General features: G+C 68.1%; 19 protein-coding genes and 1 tRNA gene. 9 read left to right on the top strand and 11 right to left on the bottom strand.

Annotated features, from left to right (window positions below):
- Positions 1-340: RICIN domain-containing protein (locus E1292_RS39330; protein ID WP_246090636.1), on the bottom strand; the 340-nt coding region annotated here is incomplete at its 3' end.
- Positions 341-1,207: 867 nt separating this feature from the next.
- Positions 1,208-2,671: an endo-1,4-beta-xylanase gene (locus E1292_RS39335; protein WP_132603565.1), complete on the bottom strand. Its 1,464-nt coding sequence runs from the start codon at positions 2,669-2,671 to the stop codon at positions 1,208-1,210.
- Between the two features lie 571 nt (positions 2,672-3,242).
- On the opposite strand from E1292_RS39335, the gene E1292_RS39340 reads away from it, so the two are divergent.
- The 3 genes from E1292_RS39340 to E1292_RS39350 all read left to right on the top strand — a co-directional run bounded on the left by E1292_RS39340 (position 3,243) and on the right by E1292_RS39350 (position 7,734).
- The gene (locus E1292_RS39340) at positions 3,243-4,658 is read left to right on the top strand and encodes a glycoside hydrolase family 43 protein (RefSeq protein WP_246090637.1); all 1,416 of its coding nucleotides are present in this window, start codon (positions 3,243-3,245) and stop codon (positions 4,656-4,658) included.
- A 142-nt stretch (positions 4,659-4,800) separates the two neighbouring features.
- Positions 4,801-6,015: a CE1 family esterase gene (locus E1292_RS39345; protein ID WP_220447283.1), complete on the top strand. Its 1,215-nt coding sequence runs from the start codon at positions 4,801-4,803 to the stop codon at positions 6,013-6,015.
- A 141-nt stretch (positions 6,016-6,156) separates the two neighbouring features.
- A complete protein-coding gene (locus E1292_RS39350; RefSeq protein ID WP_132603571.1) occupies positions 6,157-7,734 on the top strand; it encodes a glycoside hydrolase family 27 protein in 1,578 nt (525 codons plus the stop codon).
- Between the two features lie 80 nt (positions 7,735-7,814).
- Here the strand turns inward: E1292_RS39350 and E1292_RS39355 are convergent, their stop codons facing one another.
- The 3 genes from E1292_RS39355 to E1292_RS39365 form a co-directional block, all read right to left on the bottom strand.
- On the bottom strand, positions 7,815-9,050 hold the full coding sequence (locus E1292_RS39355) for a carboxylate-amine ligase (RefSeq protein ID WP_165974979.1): 1,236 nt from the start codon (positions 9,048-9,050) through the stop codon (positions 7,815-7,817).
- A 222-nt stretch (positions 9,051-9,272) separates the two neighbouring features.
- Positions 9,273-11,351, bottom strand: a complete 2,079-nt coding sequence (pta, locus tag E1292_RS39360) for a phosphate acetyltransferase (RefSeq protein ID WP_132603577.1) — start codon at positions 11,349-11,351, stop codon at positions 9,273-9,275.
- Between the two features lie 87 nt (positions 11,352-11,438).
- Positions 11,439-12,317, bottom strand: a complete 879-nt coding sequence (locus tag E1292_RS39365) for an aldo/keto reductase family oxidoreductase (RefSeq protein ID WP_132603580.1) — start codon at positions 12,315-12,317, stop codon at positions 11,439-11,441.
- A 164-nt stretch (positions 12,318-12,481) separates the two neighbouring features.
- Here E1292_RS39365 and E1292_RS39370 point away from each other — a divergent pair, with 164 nt between their 5' ends.
- On the top strand, positions 12,482-13,354 hold the full coding sequence (locus tag E1292_RS39370; protein ID WP_132603583.1) for a LysR family transcriptional regulator: 873 nt from the start codon (positions 12,482-12,484) through the stop codon (positions 13,352-13,354).
- A gap of 26 nt (positions 13,355-13,380) precedes the next feature.
- Here E1292_RS39370 and E1292_RS39375 read toward each other — a convergent pair whose 3' ends face one another.
- On the bottom strand, positions 13,381-14,607 hold the full coding sequence (locus tag E1292_RS39375; RefSeq protein ID WP_220447284.1) for an MFS transporter: 1,227 nt from the start codon (positions 14,605-14,607) through the stop codon (positions 13,381-13,383).
- A gap of 41 nt (positions 14,608-14,648) precedes the next feature.
- Between E1292_RS39375 and E1292_RS39380 the strand changes: the two genes are divergently transcribed.
- Complete coding sequence (locus E1292_RS39380) at positions 14,649-15,251, top strand: CGNR zinc finger domain-containing protein (protein WP_220447285.1); 603 nt, start codon at positions 14,649-14,651, stop codon at positions 15,249-15,251.
- A gap of 331 nt (positions 15,252-15,582) precedes the next feature.
- Here the strand turns inward: E1292_RS39380 and E1292_RS39385 are convergent, their stop codons facing one another.
- On the bottom strand, positions 15,583-17,661 hold the full coding sequence (locus E1292_RS39385; protein WP_132603586.1) for an alpha/beta fold hydrolase: 2,079 nt from the start codon (positions 17,659-17,661) through the stop codon (positions 15,583-15,585).
- Between the two features lie 244 nt (positions 17,662-17,905).
- Here E1292_RS39385 and E1292_RS39390 point away from each other — a divergent pair, with 244 nt between their 5' ends.
- Both E1292_RS39390 and E1292_RS39395 read left to right on the top strand, forming a co-directional pair.
- Positions 17,906-18,349, top strand: a complete 444-nt coding sequence (locus tag E1292_RS39390) for a hypothetical protein (protein WP_132603589.1) — start codon at positions 17,906-17,908, stop codon at positions 18,347-18,349.
- Positions 18,350-18,403: 54 nt separating this feature from the next.
- Positions 18,404-18,835, top strand: a complete 432-nt coding sequence (locus E1292_RS39395; RefSeq protein WP_165974980.1) for a hypothetical protein — start codon at positions 18,404-18,406, stop codon at positions 18,833-18,835.
- Positions 18,836-19,014: 179 nt separating this feature from the next.
- On the opposite strand, the gene E1292_RS39400 is transcribed toward E1292_RS39395, so the two are convergent.
- Positions 19,015-19,926, bottom strand: a complete 912-nt coding sequence (locus tag E1292_RS39400) for a VOC family protein (protein WP_132603595.1) — start codon at positions 19,924-19,926, stop codon at positions 19,015-19,017.
- Between the two features lie 503 nt (positions 19,927-20,429).
- On the opposite strand from E1292_RS39400, the gene E1292_RS39405 reads away from it, so the two are divergent.
- A complete protein-coding gene (locus tag E1292_RS39405) occupies positions 20,430-20,885 on the top strand; it encodes a DoxX family protein (protein ID WP_132603598.1) in 456 nt (151 codons plus the stop codon).
- A gap of 222 nt (positions 20,886-21,107) precedes the next feature.
- Here the strand turns inward: E1292_RS39405 and E1292_RS39415 are convergent, their stop codons facing one another.
- The 3 genes from E1292_RS39415 to E1292_RS39420 all read right to left on the bottom strand — a co-directional run bounded on the left by E1292_RS39415 (position 21,108) and on the right by E1292_RS39420 (position 22,564).
- On the bottom strand, positions 21,108-21,824 hold the full coding sequence (locus E1292_RS39415) for an integrase core domain-containing protein (RefSeq protein ID WP_220447286.1): 717 nt from the start codon (positions 21,822-21,824) through the stop codon (positions 21,108-21,110).
- Positions 21,825-21,994: 170 nt separating this feature from the next.
- Positions 21,995-22,207: a hypothetical protein gene (locus tag E1292_RS53090; RefSeq protein WP_220447287.1), complete on the bottom strand. Its 213-nt coding sequence runs from the start codon at positions 22,205-22,207 to the stop codon at positions 21,995-21,997.
- Positions 22,208-22,492: 285 nt separating this feature from the next.
- Positions 22,493-22,564 (bottom strand) — tRNA-Arg (locus E1292_RS39420).
- Between the two features lie 115 nt (positions 22,565-22,679).
- Between E1292_RS39420 and E1292_RS39425 the strand changes: the two genes are divergently transcribed.
- Positions 22,680-23,084 (top strand): response regulator, encoded by a 405-nt coding sequence (locus tag E1292_RS39425; protein WP_132603601.1) that lies wholly within the window; start codon positions 22,680-22,682, stop codon positions 23,082-23,084.
- Positions 23,085-23,221 lie beyond the last annotated feature (137 nt).

Consider the following 23,221-nt stretch of genomic DNA (forward strand, 5'->3'; position numbering starts at 1 on the left):
TGGTGCCGTTGTGGTCGGTCCACTGCACGATCGCGCCGCCGTTGGCGGTCGACCAGTTGTGGACGTCCAGGACCTTGCCGGAGTGGCGGGACTTGATGCGGTAGTAGCCGCCGCCGGAGTCGACGAATTGCCACTGCTGCTGGTTGCCGTTGTTACGCGACCACTGGGTGATGCGGCCGCCGTCGGCGGTCGAGAGGTTGTAGACCTCCAGGGCCTTGCCGCTGTTGCGGTTGATCAGGACGTACCACGCGTTGGTGTCGACCGTCGCCGCTGACGCCTGGGGTGTGACGAACACGCCCACGAGAAGCAGGGACGAGAGGACCGCGAGCACGCGTCTCACAGGAACCTCCGGAGGTTGGTGTTCGAGCCGTTGCCGTCGGCGGTGGACATGTCCTGGGATGCCGAGGGCCAGCCTGCTGGCCGCGTTGAGCAGCCGGAAGGTGGCCTCGCCGGCGCCGCCCTGACCGCCGGTGTCCCGGTAGACGACGTAGTTGTGGTCGTGGGCCTCGTCAGAACGGCCCCAGCCGCACCGCCGCCCCGTCGGCGGTAGCTGTGAAGGTCGGCCGCCGGTCGCGTGTTCACCGGATCGGTTCCCGGAGAGGTTGTCGATGGCCGTCGGTTCTAGGAAAGCTTGTGAGCGTTAACAATTCGCGGGCGTGGTAACCCAGGATCATGGCATGCCGGCGGACGGTGTGCCCCGTGCCGTCGCCGGGAGTGGGGGTGGACATGCAGGGCTCCTTGGCTGGATCGCAGATGGGGACCATGGTTCTGTTAGCGCTAACATCGTGGTGGGGTGGCCTACTCCGTTGAGCACGTTGTGGCCGGAGTACAGCCGACGGTCCGGCCTGGCGTCAACGAGGGCATGACTCGCCGACTTGGGCATCGTCGCCGGAACGCCGTCTCGCCTGGAGTTTTGCAGCCAGAGAGACCGCGTCGCACCGCTCGCGCCGGTGAAAGTTTCACAGGAGTCGCCGGGTGATAACAGGGTAATTTGCGGCGGAAAGCTGGTTAACGTGCTGCCCCCGGGACTGCGCCGCCGCTGGGAGCGCTGAACGTTGTTGAGCCACACCCGGCCGCTCCGTTCGGGCGTGGCTCATCCTTCCTCGGCCTCCCCACCAGGGCCGAGGAAGGGTCGCACCGGTGCGGCCGGCAGACGGAGCCGGTCTGGGTCAGCAGGCCCAGGCGCCAGAGGGCTGGTCGGTGAGGCTCACGCGGTGCCCGCGTTGTAGGTCCACTTCTGGTTGCTGCCGCCCCAGCAGCTGTACAGCTGCAGCGCCGTGCCGTTGCCGGTGCCGCCGCCGACGGCGTCGAGGCACAGCCCGGACTGTACGCCCACGATCGTGCCGTCGGAGTTGACGCGCCACTTCTGGTTGTCGCCGCCCCAGCAGGAGTAGATCTGGATCTTGGCGCCGTTGCCGGTGCCGCCGGCGTCCAGGCACTTGTCGCCGTACACCCGCAGTTCTCCCGCCGAGGTCTGCGTCCACTGCTGGTTGCTCTGACCGTTGCAGTCCCACAGTTGCACCGCGGTGCCGTCGGCGGTGCCGGCGTTGGGCACGTCCACGCAGCGGCCGGAGGCCGTGCTCCTGATCTGTCCCTCGTCGCCCCCTCCGGGCGGCGGTGTCGTGTCGCCGCCGTTGAGTGCGTTGAGCACCGCGGTGTAGGCGGCCTTCTTGTTGCCGTTGCCGTCGAAGAGCAGCGCGGAGGCGTTGGCGCCGAGCCAGGAGTCACTGTCGCGAACACCCCAGACCGAGATGCCGGTGCAACGCGGCACCGCCAGGCAGTCGTTGACGACGTTGGCGTACGTGGTGGCCGAGCCGCCCTGGATGTCCAGCTCGGTGATCTGCACGTCGACGCCCAGTGCGGCGAAGCTCTGGATGGTCGTGCGGTAGTTGCTGTTGTACGGGCTGTTGCTGTTGAAGTGCGACTGCAGGCCGACGCAGTCGATCGGCACGCCGCGGGCCTTGAAGTCCCTGACCATGTTGTAGACGCCCTGCGTCTTGGCCCAGCTCCAGTTGTCGATGTTGTAGTCGTTGTAGCACAGCTTGGCGGCCGGGTCGGCGGCGCGCGCGGTGCGGAAGGCCACCTCGATCCAGTCGTTGCCGGTGCGCTGGAGGTTGGAGTCACGCCGGCCGCCGGAGTTGCCGTCGGCGTAGGCCTCGTTGACCACGTCCCAGGCGTAGATCTTGCCCTTGTAGTGATTCATGACGCCGTTGATGTGGTCGATCATCGCCTGGCGCAGCGAGCCGCCCGACAGCGCCTGCATCCAACCCGGCTGCTGGTTGTGCCAGGCCAGGGTGTGCCCGCGCACCCGCTTGCCGTTCTGCACGGCCCAGTTGTAGACGCGGTCGCCCTGGCTGAAGTTGAACTGGCCCCGGTTGGGCTCGGTGGCGTCGATCTTCATCTCGTTCTCGGCCGTCACCATGTCGAACTCGCGGCCGGCGATCGACGTGTACTGGGAGTCGCCGAGCTTGCCCGAGGCGATGGCGGTGCCGAAGTAGCGGCCGCTCTGCGCGGCGGCCGCGCCGAGCGTGCTCTCCGCGGCATCGGCTGGAATCGCCGTCGTCAGGGCCGTGATCAGTCCGAGCGCGCCGAGCGCGCCGGTGATCAGCGCCCGGCGGCGCGCGCCGAGCGGCCGCCGGGCGGTGGATGGGGACATGGCGTTGACACGCATGCTTGAGCCTCCAAATGCGAACCATGGGGAAGGATCCCGCGGGACCGACACCGCGCGCCGGTGGGGACGAACACCGCAGATGTCGGGACGGCAGTCCCCCTGTCGAGCGCCACCGAGCTGGTAAGGGAGATCACCTCGGGCACTCAGTGTGGGAAGCTCGCCGAAAATTGTCAAGGATATAGTGAAATGTTTCGGCGACCCGACCCTACCCGCGTCCGCGTCGGTTGTACGGGCTCAACGTGTGACGTGTGGCCTTGATGTTTTCGGCCGGACTCGCCCGGGTGGGGCTCGGCTGAAAGTTTCACGGTGACGCTCTCGCTGCTGGACTGCAGCCAGACCCATAACCCGAGGTGAGCGCGCTGGAGCGCCGCCTCCATCGACTCGCTGCACGTTAAGGCGCTCTTGACAGTACCTTTCTGCCTCATATTTGCTCCCTTCCGCCACCACCTCCCACGCCCCAGGGGGAGTTCGACCGGTCAGCAGTTTTGTTAACGCTAACAGCGAAGAGGCGTACCAATGGCCTGACACACCGCGCCTCCCGCCCATGCCCGCCCGACCTTGGAAGGTGACCATGAAAGTCGCATCCCCCCTTCGGCTCGGCGTCATGGCGGGGCGCGGTGTGCCGGCGATCGTGGCGCTGCTCTGCGTCGTGACGGTGATCCCGGGAACGGCCAGGGCGGACAACCCGATCGTCCAGACGATCTACACCGCCGACCCCGCTCCACTGGTGCACAACGGCCGGGTCTACCTCTACACGGGACACGACGAAGACGGCTCGACGTACTTCACCATGAAGGAGTGGCGGGTCTGGTCGTCCGCGGACCTGGCGAACTGGACCGACCACGGCTCGCCGATGAGCGTGGCCACCTTCGGCTGGGCGAGCGCGGACGCGTGGGCGGGCCAGGCCGTCTACAGAAACGGCAAGTTCTACTGGTACGTCCCGGTGAAGGACCGGGCGAGCGGCCAGATGGCCATCGGCGTCGGGGTCTCCAACAGCCCCACCGGGCCCTTCACCGATGCCATAGGCCGCCCCCTCGTCAGGAACGGCGAGATCGACCCCACGGTCTTCATCGACGACGACGGGCAGGCCTACCTCTACTGGGGCAACCCCAACCTCTGGTACGTCAGGCTCAACGCCGACATGATCTCGTACTCCGGCAGCCCCAGCCAGATCCCGCTCACCACCGCGGGCTTCGGCACACGCACCGGCAATACCAGCCGTCCCACCCTGTACGAAGAGGGCCCGTGGGTCTACAAGCGCAACGGCCTCTACTACAACGTCTTCGCCGCGAGATGTTGCTCGGAGTTCGTCGCCTATTCGACGGCACCCGGCCCCACCGGCCCTTGGACCTACCGCGGGACGGTCATGCCGACACAGGGCAGCAGCTTCACCAACCACCCCGGCGTCATCGACTACAACGGCGGATCCTACTTCTTCTACCACAACGGCGCCCTGCCGGGCGGTGGCGGCTTCACCCGCTCGGTGGCCGTCGAGAGGTTCACCTACAACGCCGACGGAAGCATCCCCACGATCAACATGAGCACGACCGGAGCGCCCCAGGTGGGCACGTTGAACCCCTACGTCCGCCAGGAGGCCGAGACGATCGCCTGGGAGTCCGGCGTGGAAACCGAACCCGCCGGCGAGGGCGGCATGAACGTCGGGTGGATCGAGAACGGGGACTACATCAAGGTCAAGGGCGTCGCCTTCGGCTCAGGCGCGACGTCCTTCAGCGCGCGGGTGGCCTCGGCGACAGGCGGTGGCCGTATGGAACTCCGCCTGGACGGAGTCAACGGCCCGCTCGTGGGGACGTGCACCGTGCCAGGCACCGGCGGCTGGCAGACGTGGACGACGGTCACCTGCCCGGTGAACGGCGCGACGGGCACCCGTGACCTGTACTTCAGGTACACCGGCGGCAGCGGCTACCTGTTCAACGTGAACTGGTGGCAGTTCACCGGCGGCGCCGGCGCCGCCGGCTTCTCCCCTTGACGACACCTCGTTCCCGTAGCCCCAAGCCGGCCGATGCTCTCGCCCGACAAAGAGAGCAGCGAATGGTTCCTCCATCCAGACGCATCGCCATCCGCACCAAGATCGGAGTTACGTGATGTCAGGACGCGGCTCCCTTTTCACCATGATCGCGGTCGCTGCCGCGGCACTTCTCGTCCTGGTCACGAGCCGTGCGGCGGTGAGCAGCGACGCCGGCACAGCCGCGGCGCCCGCCGGCGCCCTCGCGACGACCGCAGGATGCGGCAAGGCCCCGACGCTGAGGAGCGGTACGCAGTCGATCCAGACCAGCGGCAAGAACCGCTCCTTCATCCTCCGGCTGCCCGACGGCTACGACAACGGCACCCCCTACCGGTTGATCTTCGGCTTTCACTGGCTGGGCGGCACCGCCGCCGACGTCGACTCCGGCGGAGCCAGCGGATACCCGTGGTCCTTCTACGGCCTCAGGCAGCTGTCGAACAACGGCGCGATCTTCGTCGCGCCCCAGGGCTTCAACAACGGCTGGGCGAACAGCAACGGTGAGGACGTCACCTTCGTCGACGACCTGATCCGGCTGATCGAGGCGGATCTCTGCGTCGACACCTCGCAGCGCTTCGCCACCGGTTTCAGCTACGGCGGCGGCATGAGCTTCTCTCTCGCGTGCTCGCGGCCGACGGTCTTCCGGGCGGTCGCGGTCTTCTCCGGCGCGCAGCTCAGCGGGTGCAGCGGCGGAACCCAGCCGGTCGCGTACATGGGGCTGCACGGCCTCGGGGACACGGTGCTCAGCATCGCGCAGGGACGGGCGCTGCGCGACAGGTTCGGCCGTAACAACGGCTGTACCGCGCAGAACCCGCCTGAGCCGAGTTCGGGCAGCCGCGGCCACATCGTTACCACCTACTCCGGGTGCCGGGCCGGTTATCCGGTCGTCTGGGCCGCGTTCGACAACGGCCACACGCCCGCCCCGGTGGACGGCACCTACACCGACAGCGGCGTCACGACCTGGACCAAGGCAGCGGTGTGGACGTTCTTCTCCCAGTTCGGGAGCTCGTCATCGCCGACCCCCGCACCCGGTGGATGCACGGCCACGATGGAGACCGTCAACTCCTGGTCCGGCGGTTTCCAGTCCACCGTGACCGTCCGCGCCGGCGGCAGCGCCGTCAACGGCTGGACGGTCGGCTGGGCATGGCCGGGCGGGCAGACGATCAGCAGCCTGTGGAACGGCGTCCGCTCCGGCTCCGGAGCCGGCGTGACCGTACGCAACGAGGCCTACAACGGCTCGATCGCCCCCAACAGCACCACCACGTTCGGCTTCACCGCCGGTGGCGCCCCGGCCACGCCCACCGTTACCTGCGAAGCCTCCTGATCAGGTGCCGGCGTTCTGACGCAGGCACGCAGTTGAGCCGGCCGACGGCGCCAGGCTCAACCTCTGGTCCGGCGACGGCGGCGCCAACCAGCGCTGGACCCTCACCTGACCCCGGTTGTCATCGCATGAGGAGGAGCTCACATGCGTAAGATCATCCGATGGACGCTGGCGACAATACTGGCCGCCGGTTCCCTGGTCGCGAGCGGCGGTACGTCGTCACCGGCCATCGCGCTGGACAACGGGCTCGCTCGTACGCCGCAGATGGGGTGGAACGACTGGAACACCTTCTTCTGTAACGTGAACGAAAGCCTCATCCGCCAGACCGCGGACGTCATGGTCTCCAGCGGCATGGCCGCGGCGGGCTACACATACGTCAACATCGACGATTGCTGGTCCACGAAGAGCCGCAACGCCAACGGGGACCTGGTGCCGGACCCGCAGAAGTTTCCCAGCGGCATGAAGGCCCTGGCGGACTACGTCCACGCCAAAGGGCTGAAGCTCGGCATCTACTCCTCTGCGGGGACGACCACGTGCGCGGGGTACCCGGCCAGCCTGGGCTACGAGCGGCGCGACGCCGCCCTGTGGGCGTCCTGGGGCATCGACTACCTGAAGTACGACAACTGCGGCGATCATCAGGGCAGGAGCGGGCAGCAGCGCTACACCGCCATGCGCGATGCGCTGGCCGCCACGGGCCGCCCGATCCTGTACAGCCTGTGCAACTGGGGCCAGGAGAGCGTCTGGACCTGGGGAATGCCGGTGGGCAACTCCTGGCGCACGACGGGCGACATCGCCGCGAACTGGAACTCCATCATGGGCATTCTGGACCAGCAGGTCGGGCTCGAGGCGTACTCGGGGCCCGGGGGCTGGAACGACCCCGACATGCTGGAGGTGGGCGTCGGCGCGCTGACAGCGACCGAGGGACGGGCGCACTTCAGCCTGTGGTCGCTGCTGAACGCCCCGCTCATCGCGGGCAACGACATCCGGTCGATGAGCGCCGAGACCCGCTCCATCCTGACGAACACCGAGGTCATCGCGGTCAACCAGGACTGGGGCGGCAGGCAGGGCCACAAGATCAGCGACAACGGGAACCTGGAGATCTGGCGCAAGCCGATGTCCGACGGCTCGGTCGCGGTCGTCCTGCTCAACCGGGGAACCTCGACCTCGACGGTCTCCACCACCGCCTCGGCCCTGGGCCTGGCCTCTGTGTCCTCCTACTCGGTGCGCGATCTCTGGGCGCACACGACGTCGTCCTCCTCCGGGACGATCAGCGCGTCGGTGCCCGGGCACGGGGCAGCCATGTACATCGTCACCGGAGGGGGCATCGTCCCCACTCCCACGGTCGCGATCAAGGGGGTCGCCTCGAACCGGTGCCTGGACGTCACCGACGCCTCGCAGGTCAACGGCGCCCAGGCCCAGATCTGGGACTGCAACGGGCAATCCAACCAGCAGTGGATGCCCACCGCGAGCGATGAGCTACGGGTCTACGGCGACAAGTGCCTGGACGCCCATGACCAGGGCACCGCCAACGGCACCCAGGTGATCATCTGGGACTGCAACGGACAGTCCAACCAGCAGTGGCGTCTCAACGCCGACGGCAGCATCACCGGGGTGCAGTCGGGTCTGTGTCTGGACGTGCCGAACAGCGCCACCGCCAACGGGACCAAGCTCATCATCTGGTCCTGCAACGGCGGCGCCAATCAACGGTGGACCCGCACCTGAAACCCATCACGAGACACACCTTCGCCGGATCATGGGCGCGCTCGTGTCAGTCACCCCCTCGTCATCACCTGCCTCACTCTTCAGCGGCACTGGCGCGGAGTGCTGTCCGTCGGTGGTCTGAGATGAGCCGCGGCACATGCGCCGTCGCGTCCAGCGCGATGTGCTCCAGGAGCAAGGCGCCAGGCCCTGTCCGTGGACGGCGCGGATTCACCCGAGGGTCGCCTCGGCGAGGAACTGGGCGAAGCGCTGCGGCGTGTCGGCCCGGGCCAACATCGCGCGCTGTCTGTCGGCACCCGTACCGCGAAGGCGAGGCAGCGGAGCAGGCCGGCGATCGGCTCGGGCTCGGGCAGGCGGTCCAGGACAGCATCCGCCAGAAGGTGGTGCGGCACCAAGACTCCGGTGTACGGATCGACGGCATGCGCGACCAGGCCGTGCCGGGCGGCGGCGCGCAGTTCGGCGGCGATCCGCCGACCGCTGATGACCCTGACCGGAACGCCGCGTCTCTCGTCGTCGATCGCCAACGCGACCAGAGCCCGTGCCAGTCCGGCGACCAGGGTGGTGTCCTCGACCGTGAGGCAGACATCCATGATGCGCACCTCCACCGTGGGGTAGCGCGGTGACAGGCGAGCGTGGAAGTAGACACCTCGCTCGTCCAGCGCGTCCCCCCGGAGGATCAGGCGGCGTACGGTGGCGTCATAGGCGGCCGCGGATCGCCACACCCGGGGAGGCACCGCCGAGGGCCAGCGGGTCCACCGCAGGTAGCGACTGCTTGCCCAGCCGGTGTCGCGGCCGTCGGCGACGGGGGAGTTGACGCTGAGCGCCAGCAGCGTGGCCAGGTACGGCCGCAACCGCGCCAGGACCCGCACGCCCAGTTCCCGTGAGGGAACGCCGACGTGCACATGGCAACCGCAGGTGCCGGGGCCCGCGGCCAGGGAACCATAGCGGGCCACCACTTGCAGGTAGCGCGGATCGGCCGTGACCGGGCATTGGCCGGGGCCACGCTGCGGTGCCATTCCGGTGGCGACCAGATGGCAGTCCAGTTCCGTCGCCGCGCAGGCGGCCAGCCGTCGCGACCGGGCGAGCTCCTCTCCCACCTGGCCCAGATCCGTGCACACGCCAGTGACGGTCTCCAGCTGGTACCGCAGGAATTCGGCCTTGACCCGCGGCTCACCGCCGAGCAGGACCAGGATCGCGGGCGCCCGGTCGACCGGACGCCCGTCGGAGCGGTCCAGCAGGACGAACTCCTCTTCCACCCCCAGCGTCAGCGTCGGGCCTGCACAGTGCTCCGCACTCGCGGATGTGCCGTCCGTTCTCATGAGCGGCCCCCTGAAGCGCAAGCCACTTCGCGGCAGATGATCACTCACTTGGGTGTACGACCCGGCCCGGCCTCCGCCACGGATATGAGCCGACATCGGTCACAACCCTCGCCTCAGGAATTGCCCCAGAGACGCCACAGAACTCACCCAGCGTCGAGGCGATTTCCCGGCACATCGGACCACCGGTTGGCCGGCGTACCCATGACGGCCGCCATCAGCCCCTCAGGGACGTATCGCCGTTTCCGCCGCGCCCTCACAAGCGTCGGTTGATCCGTCGTCGCGTACCTGCGCGGCAGTGATGGCCACGGTGGTGACGATGTCGGCGACGGTGGCACCGCGGGACAGGTCGTTGACCGGCTTGCGCAGTCCTTGGAGCACCGGTCCCACCGCGACGGCGCCGGCGCTGCGCTGGACCGCCTTGTAGAGGTTGTTGCCGGTGTTGAGGTCGGGCACCACGAAGACGGTGGCGCGCCCGGCCACCTGGCTGCCGGGCATCTTGGTCCGCGCCACCGCGGGGTCGACCGCGGCGTCGTACTGGATCGGTCCTTCCGCCGGCAGGTCGGGACGGCGCTGGCGGACCAGGCCGGTGGCGGTGCGGACCTTCTCGACATCGGCGCCGGCGGCCGAGGCGCCCGTCGAATACGACAGCATGGCGATCCTGGGATCGACACCGAACAGGGTGGCGGTGCGTGCTGAGGAGATGGCGATGTCGGCGAGCTGCTCGGCGGTCGGGTCGGGATTGACCGCGCAGTCGCCGTACACCAGGACCCGATCGGCCAGGCACATGAAGAACACGCTGGAGACCAGCCCCAGCCGCAGGATTTCGAACGCCGGCCTGATGGTGTGCGCGGTGGTGTGCGCCGCGCCCGAGACCATGCCGTCGGCCATGCCCGTGTGCACCATGAGCGTCCCGAAGTAGGACACGTCGGTGACCGTGTCGCGGGCCAGCTCGACGGTCATCCCCCGGTGCGCCCGGATTCGGGCGTACTCGGAGGCGAAGCGCTCGCGCAGTCGCGCGTCGAACGGGCTGAGCACCCGGGCCTCGTCCACCTCCAAGCCGAGCTGCGCGGCCTGCATCCTGATCCGCTCCTCGTCACCGAGCAAGGTGAGCTCGGCCACACCACGGCGCAGCAGCACGTCGGCCGCCCGCAGGATGCGCGGCTCCTCTCCCTCCGGCAACACGATGTGCCGGCGCCGGGAACGCGCCCGCTCCAGCAGCTCGTACTCGAACATCAGCGGCGTGACGACGTCGGTCTTGGCGATCGCCAGCCGATCGAGCAGCAACCGGCCATCGACGTGCTCGGCGAACACCCGCAGCGCCGTGTCGATCTTCCCTCCTGCCTCGGGGGTGAACTGGCCGTCCACCGCCGACAGACGGGTCGCGGTGTCGAAGGTGTCGTGGTCGGTGGCGATCACCGGCAGGGGAACGGCCATGCTGCCCAGCAGCCGGTCCACCGGGGCGGGCAGATCCGTACCACCCGTCATGATCACCGCCGACAGGGCGGGGAAGCCCGGCGCCGCATGCGCCGCGATCAGCCCGGGCAGGAGCGCGGCGGCCCGATCAGACGGGATGATCACCGCGGCACCCTCGGTGTAGCGGTCCAGGATGCCGGGCAGCGACATCGCGCCCACCATCAGCGCGCTCGCCTCACGGCCGAGCCCGTCGCGCGCGCCGAGGAAGAACCTGCCGTCGCAAGCATCGAGCAGGTCGGCGACCGTGGGCGCGCGCAGAGAGGGGACTTCGGGCAGTACGAACACCGGTGTGGGGTGGTCGATCGCGATGTGCCCGGCAGCCGCTCGGGTGACCACGACAGCGAGCTCCCGGGCGTGGTGCTGCGCCAACTGCCGGGACGACAACTCGACCGCGGCGGCGATCTCCGGGACCGCCCTGCCCCTCCCGCTCACCACGTTGAGCACCGGCGTTCCCAGATCCGCGGCCAGCCTGGCGTTGAACTCGAACTCGGTCGGCGCGCCCACATCGGTGTAATCGGTCCCGACCACGACCACCGCGTCGCACCGTCCCGCGAGCGCGCGATAGCGGGCCACGATGTCACCGGCCGCACGCTCGGCGTCGGCGTGCACCTCGTCGTAGGTGACGCCGGCACACGGCTCGTACGGCAGGCCGAGCTGGAACCTGCTCCTGATCGTATTGATCAGATTGTCCTCGCGGCCCGTCCGCACCACCGGCCGGAACACGCCCACGGTCTCCACCTGCCTGGACAGCAGCTCCACCAGGCCCAGGGCCACCGTCCCCTTGTTGCTTCCCGCCTCGCCCGCCGCGACGTACACCGCACGTGTCATGTTCTCCATTGTCGGTCGAGGCTGGTCTGCCTCGGCTCTGAAGATTGTGCGGGTGGGCGGTCGAGCCGGCGGAACGAGCAGCGTCCGTCAGGCCTGGCGGCTGATTCCTTCCAGTTCGGCGACGTCCTCACCACTGAGCGCAAGTCCGGCGCCGATGGCGTTCTCCCGCAGGTGCCTCACGGACGAGGTCCCCGGGATCAGCAGGATGTTCGGCGACCGCCGCAGCAACCACGCCAGCGCGACGGAGATCGGCGTGGCGTTCAACCGTGTCGCCACTGCCGAGAGCGCCCCGGACTGGAGCGGGCTGAAGCCGCCGAGCGGGAAGAAGGGTACGTACGCGATCTTCTCGGCGGCGAGCCGGTCGATGAGCTCGTCGTCGTGGCGGTAGGCGAGGTTGTACATGTTCTGCACGCTCACGATCGGCGCGATCGCCTGCGCTTCCGAGACCTGCTCCGCTGTCGCGTTGCTCACGCCGAGGTGCCGGATCAGGCCCTGCTGCCGCAGCTCGACGAGCGTTTCGAAGGCTCGGGAAAGCGAGCCCGCCCGGGGCCCATCAGCGTTGCCGAGGCGCAGGTAGACCAGGTCCAGCGTGTCGAGCCCGAGGCTTTTGAGGTTCTCGTCGATCGCGTGGCGCAGCTGGTCGGGCTCACGAGCCGGCGGCCATCCACCCTGCTCGTCACGGGTCGCTCCCACCTTCGTGACCACGTGCAGCGAGTCGGGGTACGGGTGCAGCGCTTCGCGAATGAGCTCGTTGGTGACGCGAGGGCCGTAGGCGTCAGCGGTGTCGATGTGCGTGATTCCGAGGCCGATGGCCTCGCGGAGGACGGCGAGGGCCCCGTCGTGATCCGCGGGCGGACCCATCACCCCGGGCCCGGCGAGCTGCATGGCGCCGTAGCCGAATCGCGTCACGGTCATGTCGCCCAGCGTCCATGTGCCGCCGGGAAGGGAAGGCGAGGTCGTGCTCACGTTTTGGCCTTTCGCAGGAACGAGGGGAACGGCGCTGACGGCTCCTGGCGTGCTCGCCGTCCGGGCGCTCCCGATAAGAAATGGTCCGGGCGAGCAGGCGACGCTGTCCAAGACCTGTTCGATCAGGCCTGATACCCCACCGGTATCACCGGTATCCTGCGCGTGTGGACGGACTGGAAACTCGCGAATTGCGGTACTTCGTAGCGGTGGCCGAAGAGCTGCACTTCGGCCGTGCCGCTGAGCGTCTGAAGATGGCCCAGCCGCCGCTGTCCCGCGCCGTCCAACAACTGGAGCGCCGCCTGGGAGTCGTGCTGCTCAGCCGAGATCGTCGGGGAGTCTCGCTCACCACCGCAGGTGAGACCATGCTGGTGGAAGCCCGGCTCGCACTCGATGCCGTTGACGCAGCCGTACGCCGCACCCGCCGCGCCGCATCGGCGCAGTCTGCCCTGGTGCTCGCCACGAAGGCAGGCGCCTCCCACGAGCTGCTGAAAGAGCTTCTTGACTCCTACGCCGCCCGGCCAGGAGCCGTGGAGATCGACGTGTTGCTGTGTGAGATCGGTGAGCAGCGGAGACTCCTGCGCGACGGTCGCGCCGACGTGGCGATCATGCACGCTCCGTTCGACGTGATGGCCGGCCTCGACAGCGCTGAGATCTTGACGGAAGGCCAGGTCGCCATCGTCCCGGCGTCGCATCCGCTTGCCCGACGCTCCAGCCTGACGATGGCCGATGTGAGCGATGTCCCCGACCTGCCGATCGCCCGCTGGCCACGCCATGACGACACCTACCCGCCCGGCCCCGGACCCGAGGTCCATAGCCAGTCCCAGCTGGCGCAACTCGTCGCTCTCGGGCGAACGCTACTGGTCATTCCAGCTTCCAGCCGCGCATGGCAATGGCCGGAACACGTCGCGGTCCCCGTCCTCGACGCCCCTCCGGTCACGACCCTCCTCGCCTGGCCCGCCGGCCTCCGATCTCCGGCGCTGGCCGAACTTGTGGAAACGGCCGAACGATGGAAAGAGGGCGACAAAGCCCAGCTTTGAGGACCTTTGCCGTCGGAAGGTGAAGATCACGAACCTGGAGTCACGCTACGGCGTCGGTGTCGGTCGGTTCGGCGAGCGGGCCGGCGCCTCAGCAGCGGTCCTACCACCATGGGCTGCGCGAGGGCGAGCAGCACGCATGTGGCGGACAGCCCGCCCCACAACCCTGCCGGTCCCGCGCGTTCGAGGAGTTGTGTGCTGCACAGGGGCGCGAGGACGGTGGCGACGCCCCACGAGGTGCCGAAGACCGACAGATAGCGGGCCCGGGCGTGTTCGGGTGCGATGTTCGAGACCATCGCGTAGCTGCGTCCGAACATCAGCGCGTCCCCGGCGCTCCACACCACCACGGCGGCCAGATGGCCCGGCAGCCCGCCCGCGACGGCGAGGCCGGCCAGGCCCGCGGCGAGCAGCAGGTAGCCCGCGCACATCGCCGCGTGGTGGGACAGCGGCGCCGTCCATCTGAGCAACGGCTGGCAGAGCACCATGACGACGGCCGAGGTGGTGGACAACAGCCCGGCGTCGGCGGCGGGGAGGCCGCGCCGCTCCAGCGCGAGTGGCAGGGCCATCACCACCTGCATGTACATGAGCGCGAAGAGGGTGCCGAACACCAGGAGCACGAGGAGCGAACGGTCGCGCCAGGGCGATCCGCCGGGCCGGGAGTCAGGGGCGTCGCCGGGCGGTGCCGGCGCGGGGCGGTCGGCGGGCAGGACGAAGCGTACGACGACCGCGCAGGCCACGCAGGTGGCGGCGTCCACGACGAACAGCCAGCGCAGGTCCCACCGTCCCAGTCCTGCCGCGATCAGGCCGGCGCCCATGCCGCCCACCGCCATGGCCGCGTTGAGCAGGCTGAACGCCTGTGCCTGCTGAGCCGGCCGGACAGCGTCCGCGATCATGGCTTGGGACGGCGGCTCGTAGATCTCGAAGACCAGCCCCAGCAGGACGGCGAACACGGCGGTCATCGCCACGGATCCGGAGACCGCGATGCCCGCCTGCGCCAGCGCGCACCCCGCCAGCCCGGTCACGATGGTCCGGCGGCGCCCGAACCGGTCGGCCAGCACGCCGCCCAGCAGACGGGACGGGATGGTGGCCAGGCCGAAGGCGGCGACGATCAGCCCGGCCGTGACGGCGTCCGCGCCGAACTCGGTGGTGATGAGGACGGTGAGGAATCCGAGGGAGAAGGCCCCCAGCCGGTTGATCGTCCGCGCGAGGACGAGCCACCACACGGCACGCGGCAGACGCTCCGCACGGCCTGTCATCGGCATGCCGTCCTCTCGCGTGACTAACGAAACTGGTAACGTTGGTCACGTACACTAGGGCGCTGGAGGTGACCAGTCAAGTGATGTTCGATAGTCACGTGGCGATCCTGCTCGACACCGCGGTATCGCTCGTGAACACCCTGACCGACGGCGACGACGGCGGTAGGCCGTACGTGGCCCCTGAGGGCGAGGCACTGCCGTCCGCGATCGACGCGGTTCTGCCCGGGGACGTGACGGCCACGATGGAAGAGGCCCTGTACCTGGCCGGGACGGCGCTGAAGGTCCGGCGGGTCTTCGAGGCCATGCACACCGACCAGGACGACGAGGCCGCCGCGATCGTCAACGCGCTCGTCATCAGCACGGGCGCACGCCCGCAGCTGAACCGGGCGCCCGGCGAGCCCTGGCAGGTCCACTTCCACGGCGCCGACGACACCCTCGCAGTGGGGTGGAGCGCGGGCATCGCGTCCGCCCTGACGCTGGCCATCGGCAGCGACCTCGGCGGCCGCCTCGGCATCTGCCAGGCGGTGCGGTGCGATCGCGTTTACGTGGACACCTCCCGCAACGCGGTCCGCCAGTTCTGCTCCCGCTCCTGCCAGAGCCGGACGAAGGCGGCGGCCCATCGCGCCCGCTCGGCGGCCCGCTGACCGGGTCGAGACACGGGCTCAAGGAGCACCTGCCGGAAGGCGGCCTCTGTGAGCGACTCTCGATGACTCCCACGGCGGCTCCCACGGCGGCTCCCACAGGCCCGAAGACTCGATGGGCGTCCTGATTCCGGCGATCGTTGCATCACCTGATTTGTTCAGGGGTTGCAGCGCTTCTGGATGGGAACCTGACCGCACTGTGCCTACACGTACGTTCCGCAGGCCAGTCACGAGGTTTCGCACGGTCTTGCGTGGTCTGACACCGCTGATCGAGAGCGCGAGGTCCAGCGGACGAGGCAGCAGACGATTCCCCCGCGGCTCAGTGCCGACGCGGTCAGCCGCCGACGGTGAACATCATCCAGTGGTCGTCACCGCAGCCGTCGAGCCGGTGGCTACCCTTTTCCTGGAAGTGCAACGACGAACCGATAACCAGGTCCTTCACGGTACGCGAGACCAGGATCTGCCCCTTCTCGGCGAGGCGCGCGACCTGGTGCGTGAGCTCGAACGCTTGACCGACGAGCCGGCCATCGCGAAGCTCCACCTCGCCTACGTGCACGCCCGCCCGGAAATCGTGAGCGGCCGTGTCGGCGCGCATCGTCAGCGCACACCGGATCGCGCGGGCCGCGCCGTCGAAGGTTGCGACCACTCCTTGTACGTTGGTCTCGACCAAGCTGCCTCGGCCGCGCTCGATGGCCGACGGGGCGGCTGCATGGTGAGCCGGCGCAGCGGCCTCGGACACCTCGGTGACCAGGATCGTAGCGAGCATCCGATTCGTCTCCAGGGGCCGGCTCGCCGCTTCTTCAACGAACTGCTCGACGTTGTCGGCGAGTTCGCCGACATCGCCGACACCGAGCAGGTGGTCACCGGACTGCTCCAGATACCGGGCACTCGGCAGGTGTGCGGCAAGGTGGCGTCCGAGAGCGGGCGGGCTGACCCGGTCGTTGCGCCGCTGCACGACCAGCGCCGGTGCGCTGACGGCCGGCAGGATCTTCCGCACATCGATGTCACGGACCAGGCGAAGCATCCGCAGGTAGGCGCTCGGGCTGACTGACATGCGTTCGCGACGTGCCAGCCCCCGGCGCGCGCTCTCCGAACTCACGAGGCTTGGTGCGTACCACTCCATGGTGTTGCCCTGTCCCCAGCCGCGCTGGGCGATCTGTTCGAGCGCGGCCAGCATGGCTTCGGAGTTTTCCCCACACGGGTAATCAGGCGCCCAGGTCCAGCGGGCGGCTGCTCCGAACAGCACCAGGCCGGTGACCCGCTCCGGAAAGGTGGCGGCGAACAGGACGCTCATCGGGCCGCCCTCGGAGTAGCCGATCAGCACGGCACGCTTGCTGCCGCACGCGTCCATGACCGCGCGGACGTCGTCCATCCGCTGCTCGAGTGTGTCTTCGCCGGTGGCGGGGTCCGACAGCCCGGTGTCCCGCTTGTCGAAAATGATCAGGCGGCCGATTGCGGCGAGCCGGCGCATGAAGCCGGCCGTATTCGGGTCTTCCCACCACAAGTCGAGGTGGCTGTAGATGCCTGGCACGAACACGATGTCCGGTTTGGCATCGCCGATCACCTGATAGGCGATGTGACCCGTGCCGTTCCAGACGTACTGCGGGGTCGGCGTGGTCCAGCCGTCCTTGTCCCTCCCGGAGACTCGTGGTGCCGGGTCAGCGCGGGTGGCAAGGTCCTGCGCCAGGACGCGCCGCTCCAGATCCCGCAGCTCCCGGCTGGGGCACAGACCGAGTTCGTCAGCCAGTAGCCGGCGAACCTCGCGGTAGACGGCCAGCGCCTCGCCCTGCCGGCCCGCGCCGTAGAGCGCCCGGATGCGCAGCGACCACAGCCGCTCGCGCAGCGGATGCTCGGCGGTCATAGCGGCGAGCTCGCCAAGCATCTCGCCGTACCGTCCGTTCATCAGCTCCGCCTCGAGACGCACCTCGACGGCGGTCAGCCGGAGCTCTTCGAGCCTCGACCCTTCCGCGGCGACGAATGGCACGTCGCCCAGGTCTGCCAGCACCGGCCCGCGCCACAGAGCCAGCGCCTCGACCGCCCGCAGACGGGCGGTCGAGGCGTCGTCGGCCGCGAGCGCGGAGACCGCCTGCTCGAGCAGCTTCTCGAATCGCACCGAGTCGAGCTCGTGGCCGCCCAGCTCCAACTGGTAGCCGGGCGGCCTGGTCACCAGGCCCTCCGCCATGCCCGCCGCCCGGAGCCTGCGACGCAGCTCGCTGACTCTCACATGGAGGTTCGCGATCGCCCGGTCGACGGCAAGGTGTGGCCACAGCTCCTCGGCGAACCGGTCAGCGGGCACGACCTGCCCAGCGCGTACCAGCAACAGGCCCAGCACCGCTCGCGTTCTCCTCCCGCCGAGCTCCAGCCACGCTCTCTCGGTGCCCACCTCGATCGGGCCGAGGATGTTGAACTCCATGCGGTGCCCCCAGCAAGAAATACGTCAAGTATGCCGATGGTAACTGAACAGTAAGGAGACAGTAAGTTCCATGCGTGACTCTGTTGGCCATTGACCCGCAAGCGCAGAAAGGCAGTGCGGATTCGGCGTACATCCGCGATCAATGAAGGCGCCGATGACCGTCATGGAAAGACGTGTCGGCTGGAAAGAACGTCCCCACAGCAACTGGCGTCCATTCGGCGCATTTCATCCTACGGGAGGACTCATGGAGTTCAAGCCACTCGCTGGCGTGGAAAGAAAGCACGTGGCCGCGCTGGGCGTCGCTGCGATCATGATATCGCCAGGTGTCGTGCTCCCGGGATCGGCACACGCCGCCATGCGCCCCGCGGCGCCGTCGGCTGCCATGATCGGCTGCTCCGTCGGCGGATTCACTGACACCCACGACAGCTCTCCGAGCAAAGTCTATGGTGGTTCATGGCTCAATTGCAGGGCTCCGAGTCTGACGCCATTGCGCCTGCGAATTCGCCTGTATCGTTCGGGAACGCTGGTCGACACCGACATATGCGAGGCGCCGGACCACAGCCGATATTGCGACGCCGCCGTCACGGTAACCGACCGCACACCGGGCAAGCAGCGGTGGTACAGCAAGGTCACAGCCTCATGGGACAGCGGCAGCAAGAGCTTCACCACGAATTCCATCCGGCATTAGATCGACTCCAGTCACAAGAAAATCGCACCTGACCAGGGGGTAATCGTGTTTCACTTGAGCCGGCGGATGGTTGCACTCCAGATCGCCGTGGCGGCCGGGCTGGTGGTCGCACCGATAAGCTCCGCCGGCGCCACGGAAGCCGAATCGATCACAACCGCGGGCGCCACTGGAGCGACCACAGCGGCAGCGGCGTCCTTCTGCACTGCCTGGGCATTAGCGGACAGAGTTGACCGAACCGGCAAAATGTACGGCGCTGGCGGCGTCACCTGCAAGGGCAAGACGGCCGGGCGTTTGACCATAACTTTCTACCGCAACAGCAAGAAGGTGAAATTCGCCGAGAAAGAATGCCCCCGGCACAGTGCATGTAGCGCCAGCACCGGAACCATCCTGAACTCCAGCGGGAAGCAGGAATGGTGCGCGAGGACACAGTTTCACGATGTCATCGGCAACGATCATTATCTCGAATGGGCATGTATGATCGCGTAAGAAGTCGATGGGCCGCTGCCGGAAATTCCTGACAACGGCACGCCATCGCTGCTCAAGGTAGTGCCGGTGACCGTCCCCAGGGTTGAAGCGTTCCCATGTCGTGAGACCGAGCAGCTAAAGGCCATCGATGGGGTGGCTGCGGTGGTGGTCGGTGGCGGCGGCGATGTTGGTCCCGCCGATCACCGGACCGATGGCCCGTTTGCGGAGGCCGGCAAGATGCGGGGAGCGGTTCCGGTTCTCGCCCTGCAGGCGTCTTCACGGTAGGTGACGTCGCGAATGTGGTGCAGGGCTTCGACGCCCCAGCGGCCGCGGATCAGCGCGGCGAGTTGGACGTGGGCGATCTGTCCGGGCGGGATGCTGGTGACGGCGTTGATCGTGACGATGGTGGTCTTGCCGGTGCGGTGGTCGGTGCGGCGGCGCTTGACCTGGATGACCTGGATGACCTGGTTGGCATGGGGGAAGGGCAGGTCCGGGCGGACGGCGCAGGTCTTCATGCGGCGGACCTCGCGGCTGCCGTGCCCACGCTCATAGTGCGGTCGTCGTGGATCGCCTCGCGCCAGGGCGGTGCCCTGAGCCGGCGCGGAAGCCTGGGCTGGTTGCCCTTGACGATGAACATGGAATGACTCCCCGCCTCGACGATCTGCCCGGCCGTGCAGGGTCGGCCGGGCCCAGTGCGTCACTTTCCACGAGAACCCGTCCGGGTCGCTGAAGTGGCCGCCATAGCCGCCCCCGGGTGTCTCGGCGGCGGCGGTGATCCGGCCCCCGGCGGCGGCCGCGGCCGCGAGCAGGGCGTCGACCTCCTCACAGGACTGGGCTGTGCAGGTGAGGACAATCGCCGGGAAGCCGTCGCCGTCCTTGGTGGTGCCGGCGTCCCTCGCCAGGGCCCCGCGCTCCATCAGGCAGAGTCTGACCGCCGCCTTGGCGGGGTGGAAGTCGACGTACTTGCTGCCGTACTCCCGGTCCACCGTCATGCCCAGGGCTTCGTGGAACGCCTTGGACGCCTTCGGGCCGGTGACGCCGAGGATGAGGGTGGTCTCGGTCGGCAGCGGGGTGGCCGCGGCTGGGCAGGTGTCCTTGCCGGTGGCCGCCACCACCTTCCAGATGGCGCCGTCCGGCGCCTGGAACGCTCCAGAGAATGACCCGAGAAGGGCCTTCTTCGGAGGCTTGAGAACCCCGCGCCACCGCGTGCGGCGGCCTCCATCAGGGACTTGACCTCCGTGGGCTGGTTGACGATGTAGGTCAGTACGTACCGGCGGAATCCAGACGTGGCCGACCTGGTGCCCGCGGCCGTGGCGAGACACTCGGTCACGGACAGCGCGAACTTCCCCGTGCCGTGCAGGTCGAGGTCCGCCGAATCGCCGTCGTCGGTGACGGCGGGCGAGAACGCGGTGGTGTGGAACCGGCGCGCGGTGTCCACCTCGGGCGCCCCGAGGGCGACGACGTCAAGCTACAAGGCCATGCGTGCCTTACTCAACAGTAAATGGCGACGTCATCCTAGGTTTGGCCGCGGGATGTGCGCTTCTTCATTCCTGATCGGTTCATCGATCAGGAATGAAGAAGCGCGGCCCGACCGGCTCGGAGTAGCGTGCCGCACATGACGAGAACCCAAAAGATCGTTTACTGGGGTTCCACCCTGGTGCTCGCATCGGGCCTGATCGGCTCCGGCATCCAGCAATTGCTGAGAGTGGAACACGAGGGCGCGCTGGCGCCACCCTATGCTTGGGGCATTGTCCAACTCGGCTACCCCGTCTACATCCTCACGCTCCTGGGCATATGGAAACTCCTGGGAGCGGTGGCGATTCTTGCCCCCAAGCATCCGCTAATCAAGGAATGGGCGTACGCGGGCATCTTCTTCCTGCTGACAGGAGGGATGTTCTCGCATGTCGCCTCCGGCGACGACTGGTATCAATCGCTCGCGGCGCTGTTCCTTCTCGTTCTCGCGACAGCGTCCTGGCATTTCAGGCCGGCCGGCAGAAGGCTGTTGCCGGGAGGCCGGGCGAGGAGGGCTTCCGATACGCAGCGTGACCTGTCCGATGGCCGTGTCGCTTGACGGCTACGTCATCGGGCCGGACGGCGGCTGGACGAGACGATGCTCTCCTGGGGGACCGCCGACCAGGATCCGTCGCGGGACGACGCACGGCTCGAATGGGCCGGGCTCCGAAATCCGCTCCCCAAGGTGGTGTTCTCCCGTGGTGCGCTGGCCGGGGTGACCTGGGTCGCCTCGTATGACCCGGCCGGGCACTGCGCCTGCCGATAATTCCATCCGTGCAGTTCAGGCGGCATGTGAGTACTCGTGAAGGATGCCGCCGAGCCGGTCTCGTCGGCGTACGTGCAGGTCAGTGATTCGTCCGGGATCGGTGATCGGGTCCGGGATGGGACGCAGTGGAGCTGCTTGGTTCAGGGCTTGGTGGGCTCGGTGCTGGTTGTAGAAGTGTTCGTATTCGCGCAGGGCGTGGCGTAGGTGGTGTTCGTTCCATACGAGGCAGCGGTCGAGGAGCTCGTGGCGGCAGGACTGCACCCATCGCTCCATGATGGAGTTCATCCGCGGCATCCGAATGCCGGTGAGCACCGTCGTGATGCCGGCCTCGGCGAGGACCTCATCCATGAGGGCCGGGAACTTCCCATCCCGATCTCGGAGCAGAAAGCGCGCCCGGCAGCCCACATCGTCCAGATCCATCACCAGATTCCTGATCGCTTGGATGACCCAGTTCACGCTCGGGTGCGCGGTGGTGCCGAGCACACGGACGCGTCTGGTGGCGTGCTCAATGACCACCAGGACGTACTGGCGTTGCCCGCTGAGAGTGACGGCCTCGATGAAGTCGCAGGCCAGGATGGCGTCGGCTTGCGAGCGCAGGAAGTCGGCCCACGTGGTGGACGCCCGCTCGGGCGCTGGATCAGGCCTGCCCGCTTGAGAAGCTCCCAGACCGTGGATGGCGCGACCTTGATGCCAAGTGTGGCGAGCTCCCCATGCACCCGCCGATAGCCCCAACCAGGGTTCTCCCGAATCAGGCGCAGGATGAGAGCGCGGATGGAGCGGACCGTGGGCGGTCGCCCTCGCCGCTTGGGTCGGCAGATACGGGCGTGACGCCGTTTCATCAGATCAGGGTGCCAGCGCATGACGGTATCCGGCCGGACCAGCAGCCGTACCCTGCGCAGGACTCACGCGGCAACGAGGTCAGCAGCACAGCCAAGAAAGCTCGATCCTCGGGCGCGAACCTCACCCGGGCATCGGGCGCCGAGCTGCCGTTCAAGCACGGTGATCTGATGACGCAGGACGAGAATCTCGACGTCCTTGTCCCGATCGCCCATCGGCAGCAACCAAAGCGCGGCGAACGTGTTCATGACTGTGAGGTAGGCCAGGCGAAGCAGCACAGCGGATCATCCTGCCGTACGCACTTCCGTCTTCCGGGTGGGCGGAGCTCGTGTACGCCAGGCGAAGCCCCCGCACAGTTGGCCTCAATGGCATCTGGGGATGCGCTGGTGGCATGCGGCTACCTTGTGCCGTTCGTGGCTGGAAGGAAGCTTGGTCATGGCCCACAACTGGCCCACAGCCAGCGAGCGTCAACGAGAGCGGGCGGGACTCCGTGAGACTGGAGACCCGCCCGTACCTGCGATGTTCGCCCTGGTCAGCGGCCGGAACCGCTGGTCAAGATCGTGTGCCCCCTGCAGGATTCGAACCTGCGCACCCGGCTCCGGAGGCCGGTGCTCTATCCCCTGAGCTAAGGGGGCTGACGAGTGACAAGGCTATCAGCATCCTGACACCACTCGGCACCGGATAACGCTCCTTGAACACATCCCGTGAAAACCCGGCGTGACCACCCCACTACAGGTTAACTTGGCGCCCGTGGGCGAGGTTCTTGGGAAAGTACTGGTCGTGGACGATGACGAGGTCATCCGCCAGCTCATCGCGGTCAACCTGAACCTGGAGGGGTTCGAGGTGATGACCGCCACCGATGGGCAGGACTGCCTTGATCGCGTGCTCGAGGTCATGCCGGACGTCATCACGCTCGACGTGATGATGCCCTGCCTGGACGGATGGACGACGGCGGAGAAGCTGCGCACCGATGAGGCCACCAGGCACATCAAGGTGGTGCTGATCACGGCGCGGGCGCAGGACGATGATCGGGCGCGGGGGCTGGGCATCGGGGTGGACGCCTACCTGACCAAGCCGTTCGATCCGGCGGAGTTGATCCAGGTCGTGCGGGATCTGGCGGCGGGCGTTCAGGGCGAACAGCGCTGGCGTGGGTGAGCGGGCCGTCAGGGAGGACGGGGCGGGCGCGGGTGAGCGGGTCCGCCAGGGACGAACAGGGCGGGCGTAAGTGAGCAGCCCGTCAGGGAACACGGCGGGCGTAAGTGAGCGGGCCGTCAGGTCGGACAGGGCGGACA

Origin of the sequence: Nonomuraea deserti (assembly GCF_004348685.1) — a bacterium.
Lineage (GTDB): Bacteria > Actinomycetota > Actinomycetes > Streptosporangiales > Streptosporangiaceae > Nonomuraea > Nonomuraea deserti.

Bases quoted from the DNA above. Each gene is read 5' to 3' on its own strand.
- E1292_RS39390 (WP_132603589.1), top strand. From the start codon at position 17,906: ATGGAGTTCAAGCCACTCGCTGGCGTGGAAAGAAAGCACGTGGCCGCG.
- E1292_RS39345 (WP_220447283.1), top strand. From the start codon at position 4,801: ATGATCGCGGTCGCTGCCGCGGCACTTCTCGTCCTGGTCACGAGCCGT.
- E1292_RS39385 (WP_132603586.1), bottom strand. From the start codon at position 17,661: ATGGAGTTCAACATCCTCGGCCCGATCGAGGTGGGCACCGAGAGAGCG.
- pta (WP_132603577.1), bottom strand. From the start codon at position 11,351: ATGACACGTGCGGTGTACGTCGCGGCGGGCGAGGCGGGAAGCAACAAG.
- E1292_RS39355 (WP_165974979.1), bottom strand. From the start codon at position 9,050: ATGAGAACGGACGGCACATCCGCGAGTGCGGAGCACTGTGCAGGCCCG.
- E1292_RS39340 (WP_246090637.1), top strand. From the start codon at position 3,243: ATGAAAGTCGCATCCCCCCTTCGGCTCGGCGTCATGGCGGGGCGCGGT.
- E1292_RS39350 (WP_132603571.1), top strand. From the start codon at position 6,157: ATGCGTAAGATCATCCGATGGACGCTGGCGACAATACTGGCCGCCGGT.
- E1292_RS39335 (WP_132603565.1), bottom strand. From the start codon at position 2,671: ATGCGTGTCAACGCCATGTCCCCATCCACCGCCCGGCGGCCGCTCGGC.
- E1292_RS39375 (WP_220447284.1), bottom strand. From the start codon at position 14,607: ATGACAGGCCGTGCGGAGCGTCTGCCGCGTGCCGTGTGGTGGCTCGTC.
- E1292_RS39405 (WP_132603598.1), top strand. From the start codon at position 20,430: ATGACGAGAACCCAAAAGATCGTTTACTGGGGTTCCACCCTGGTGCTC.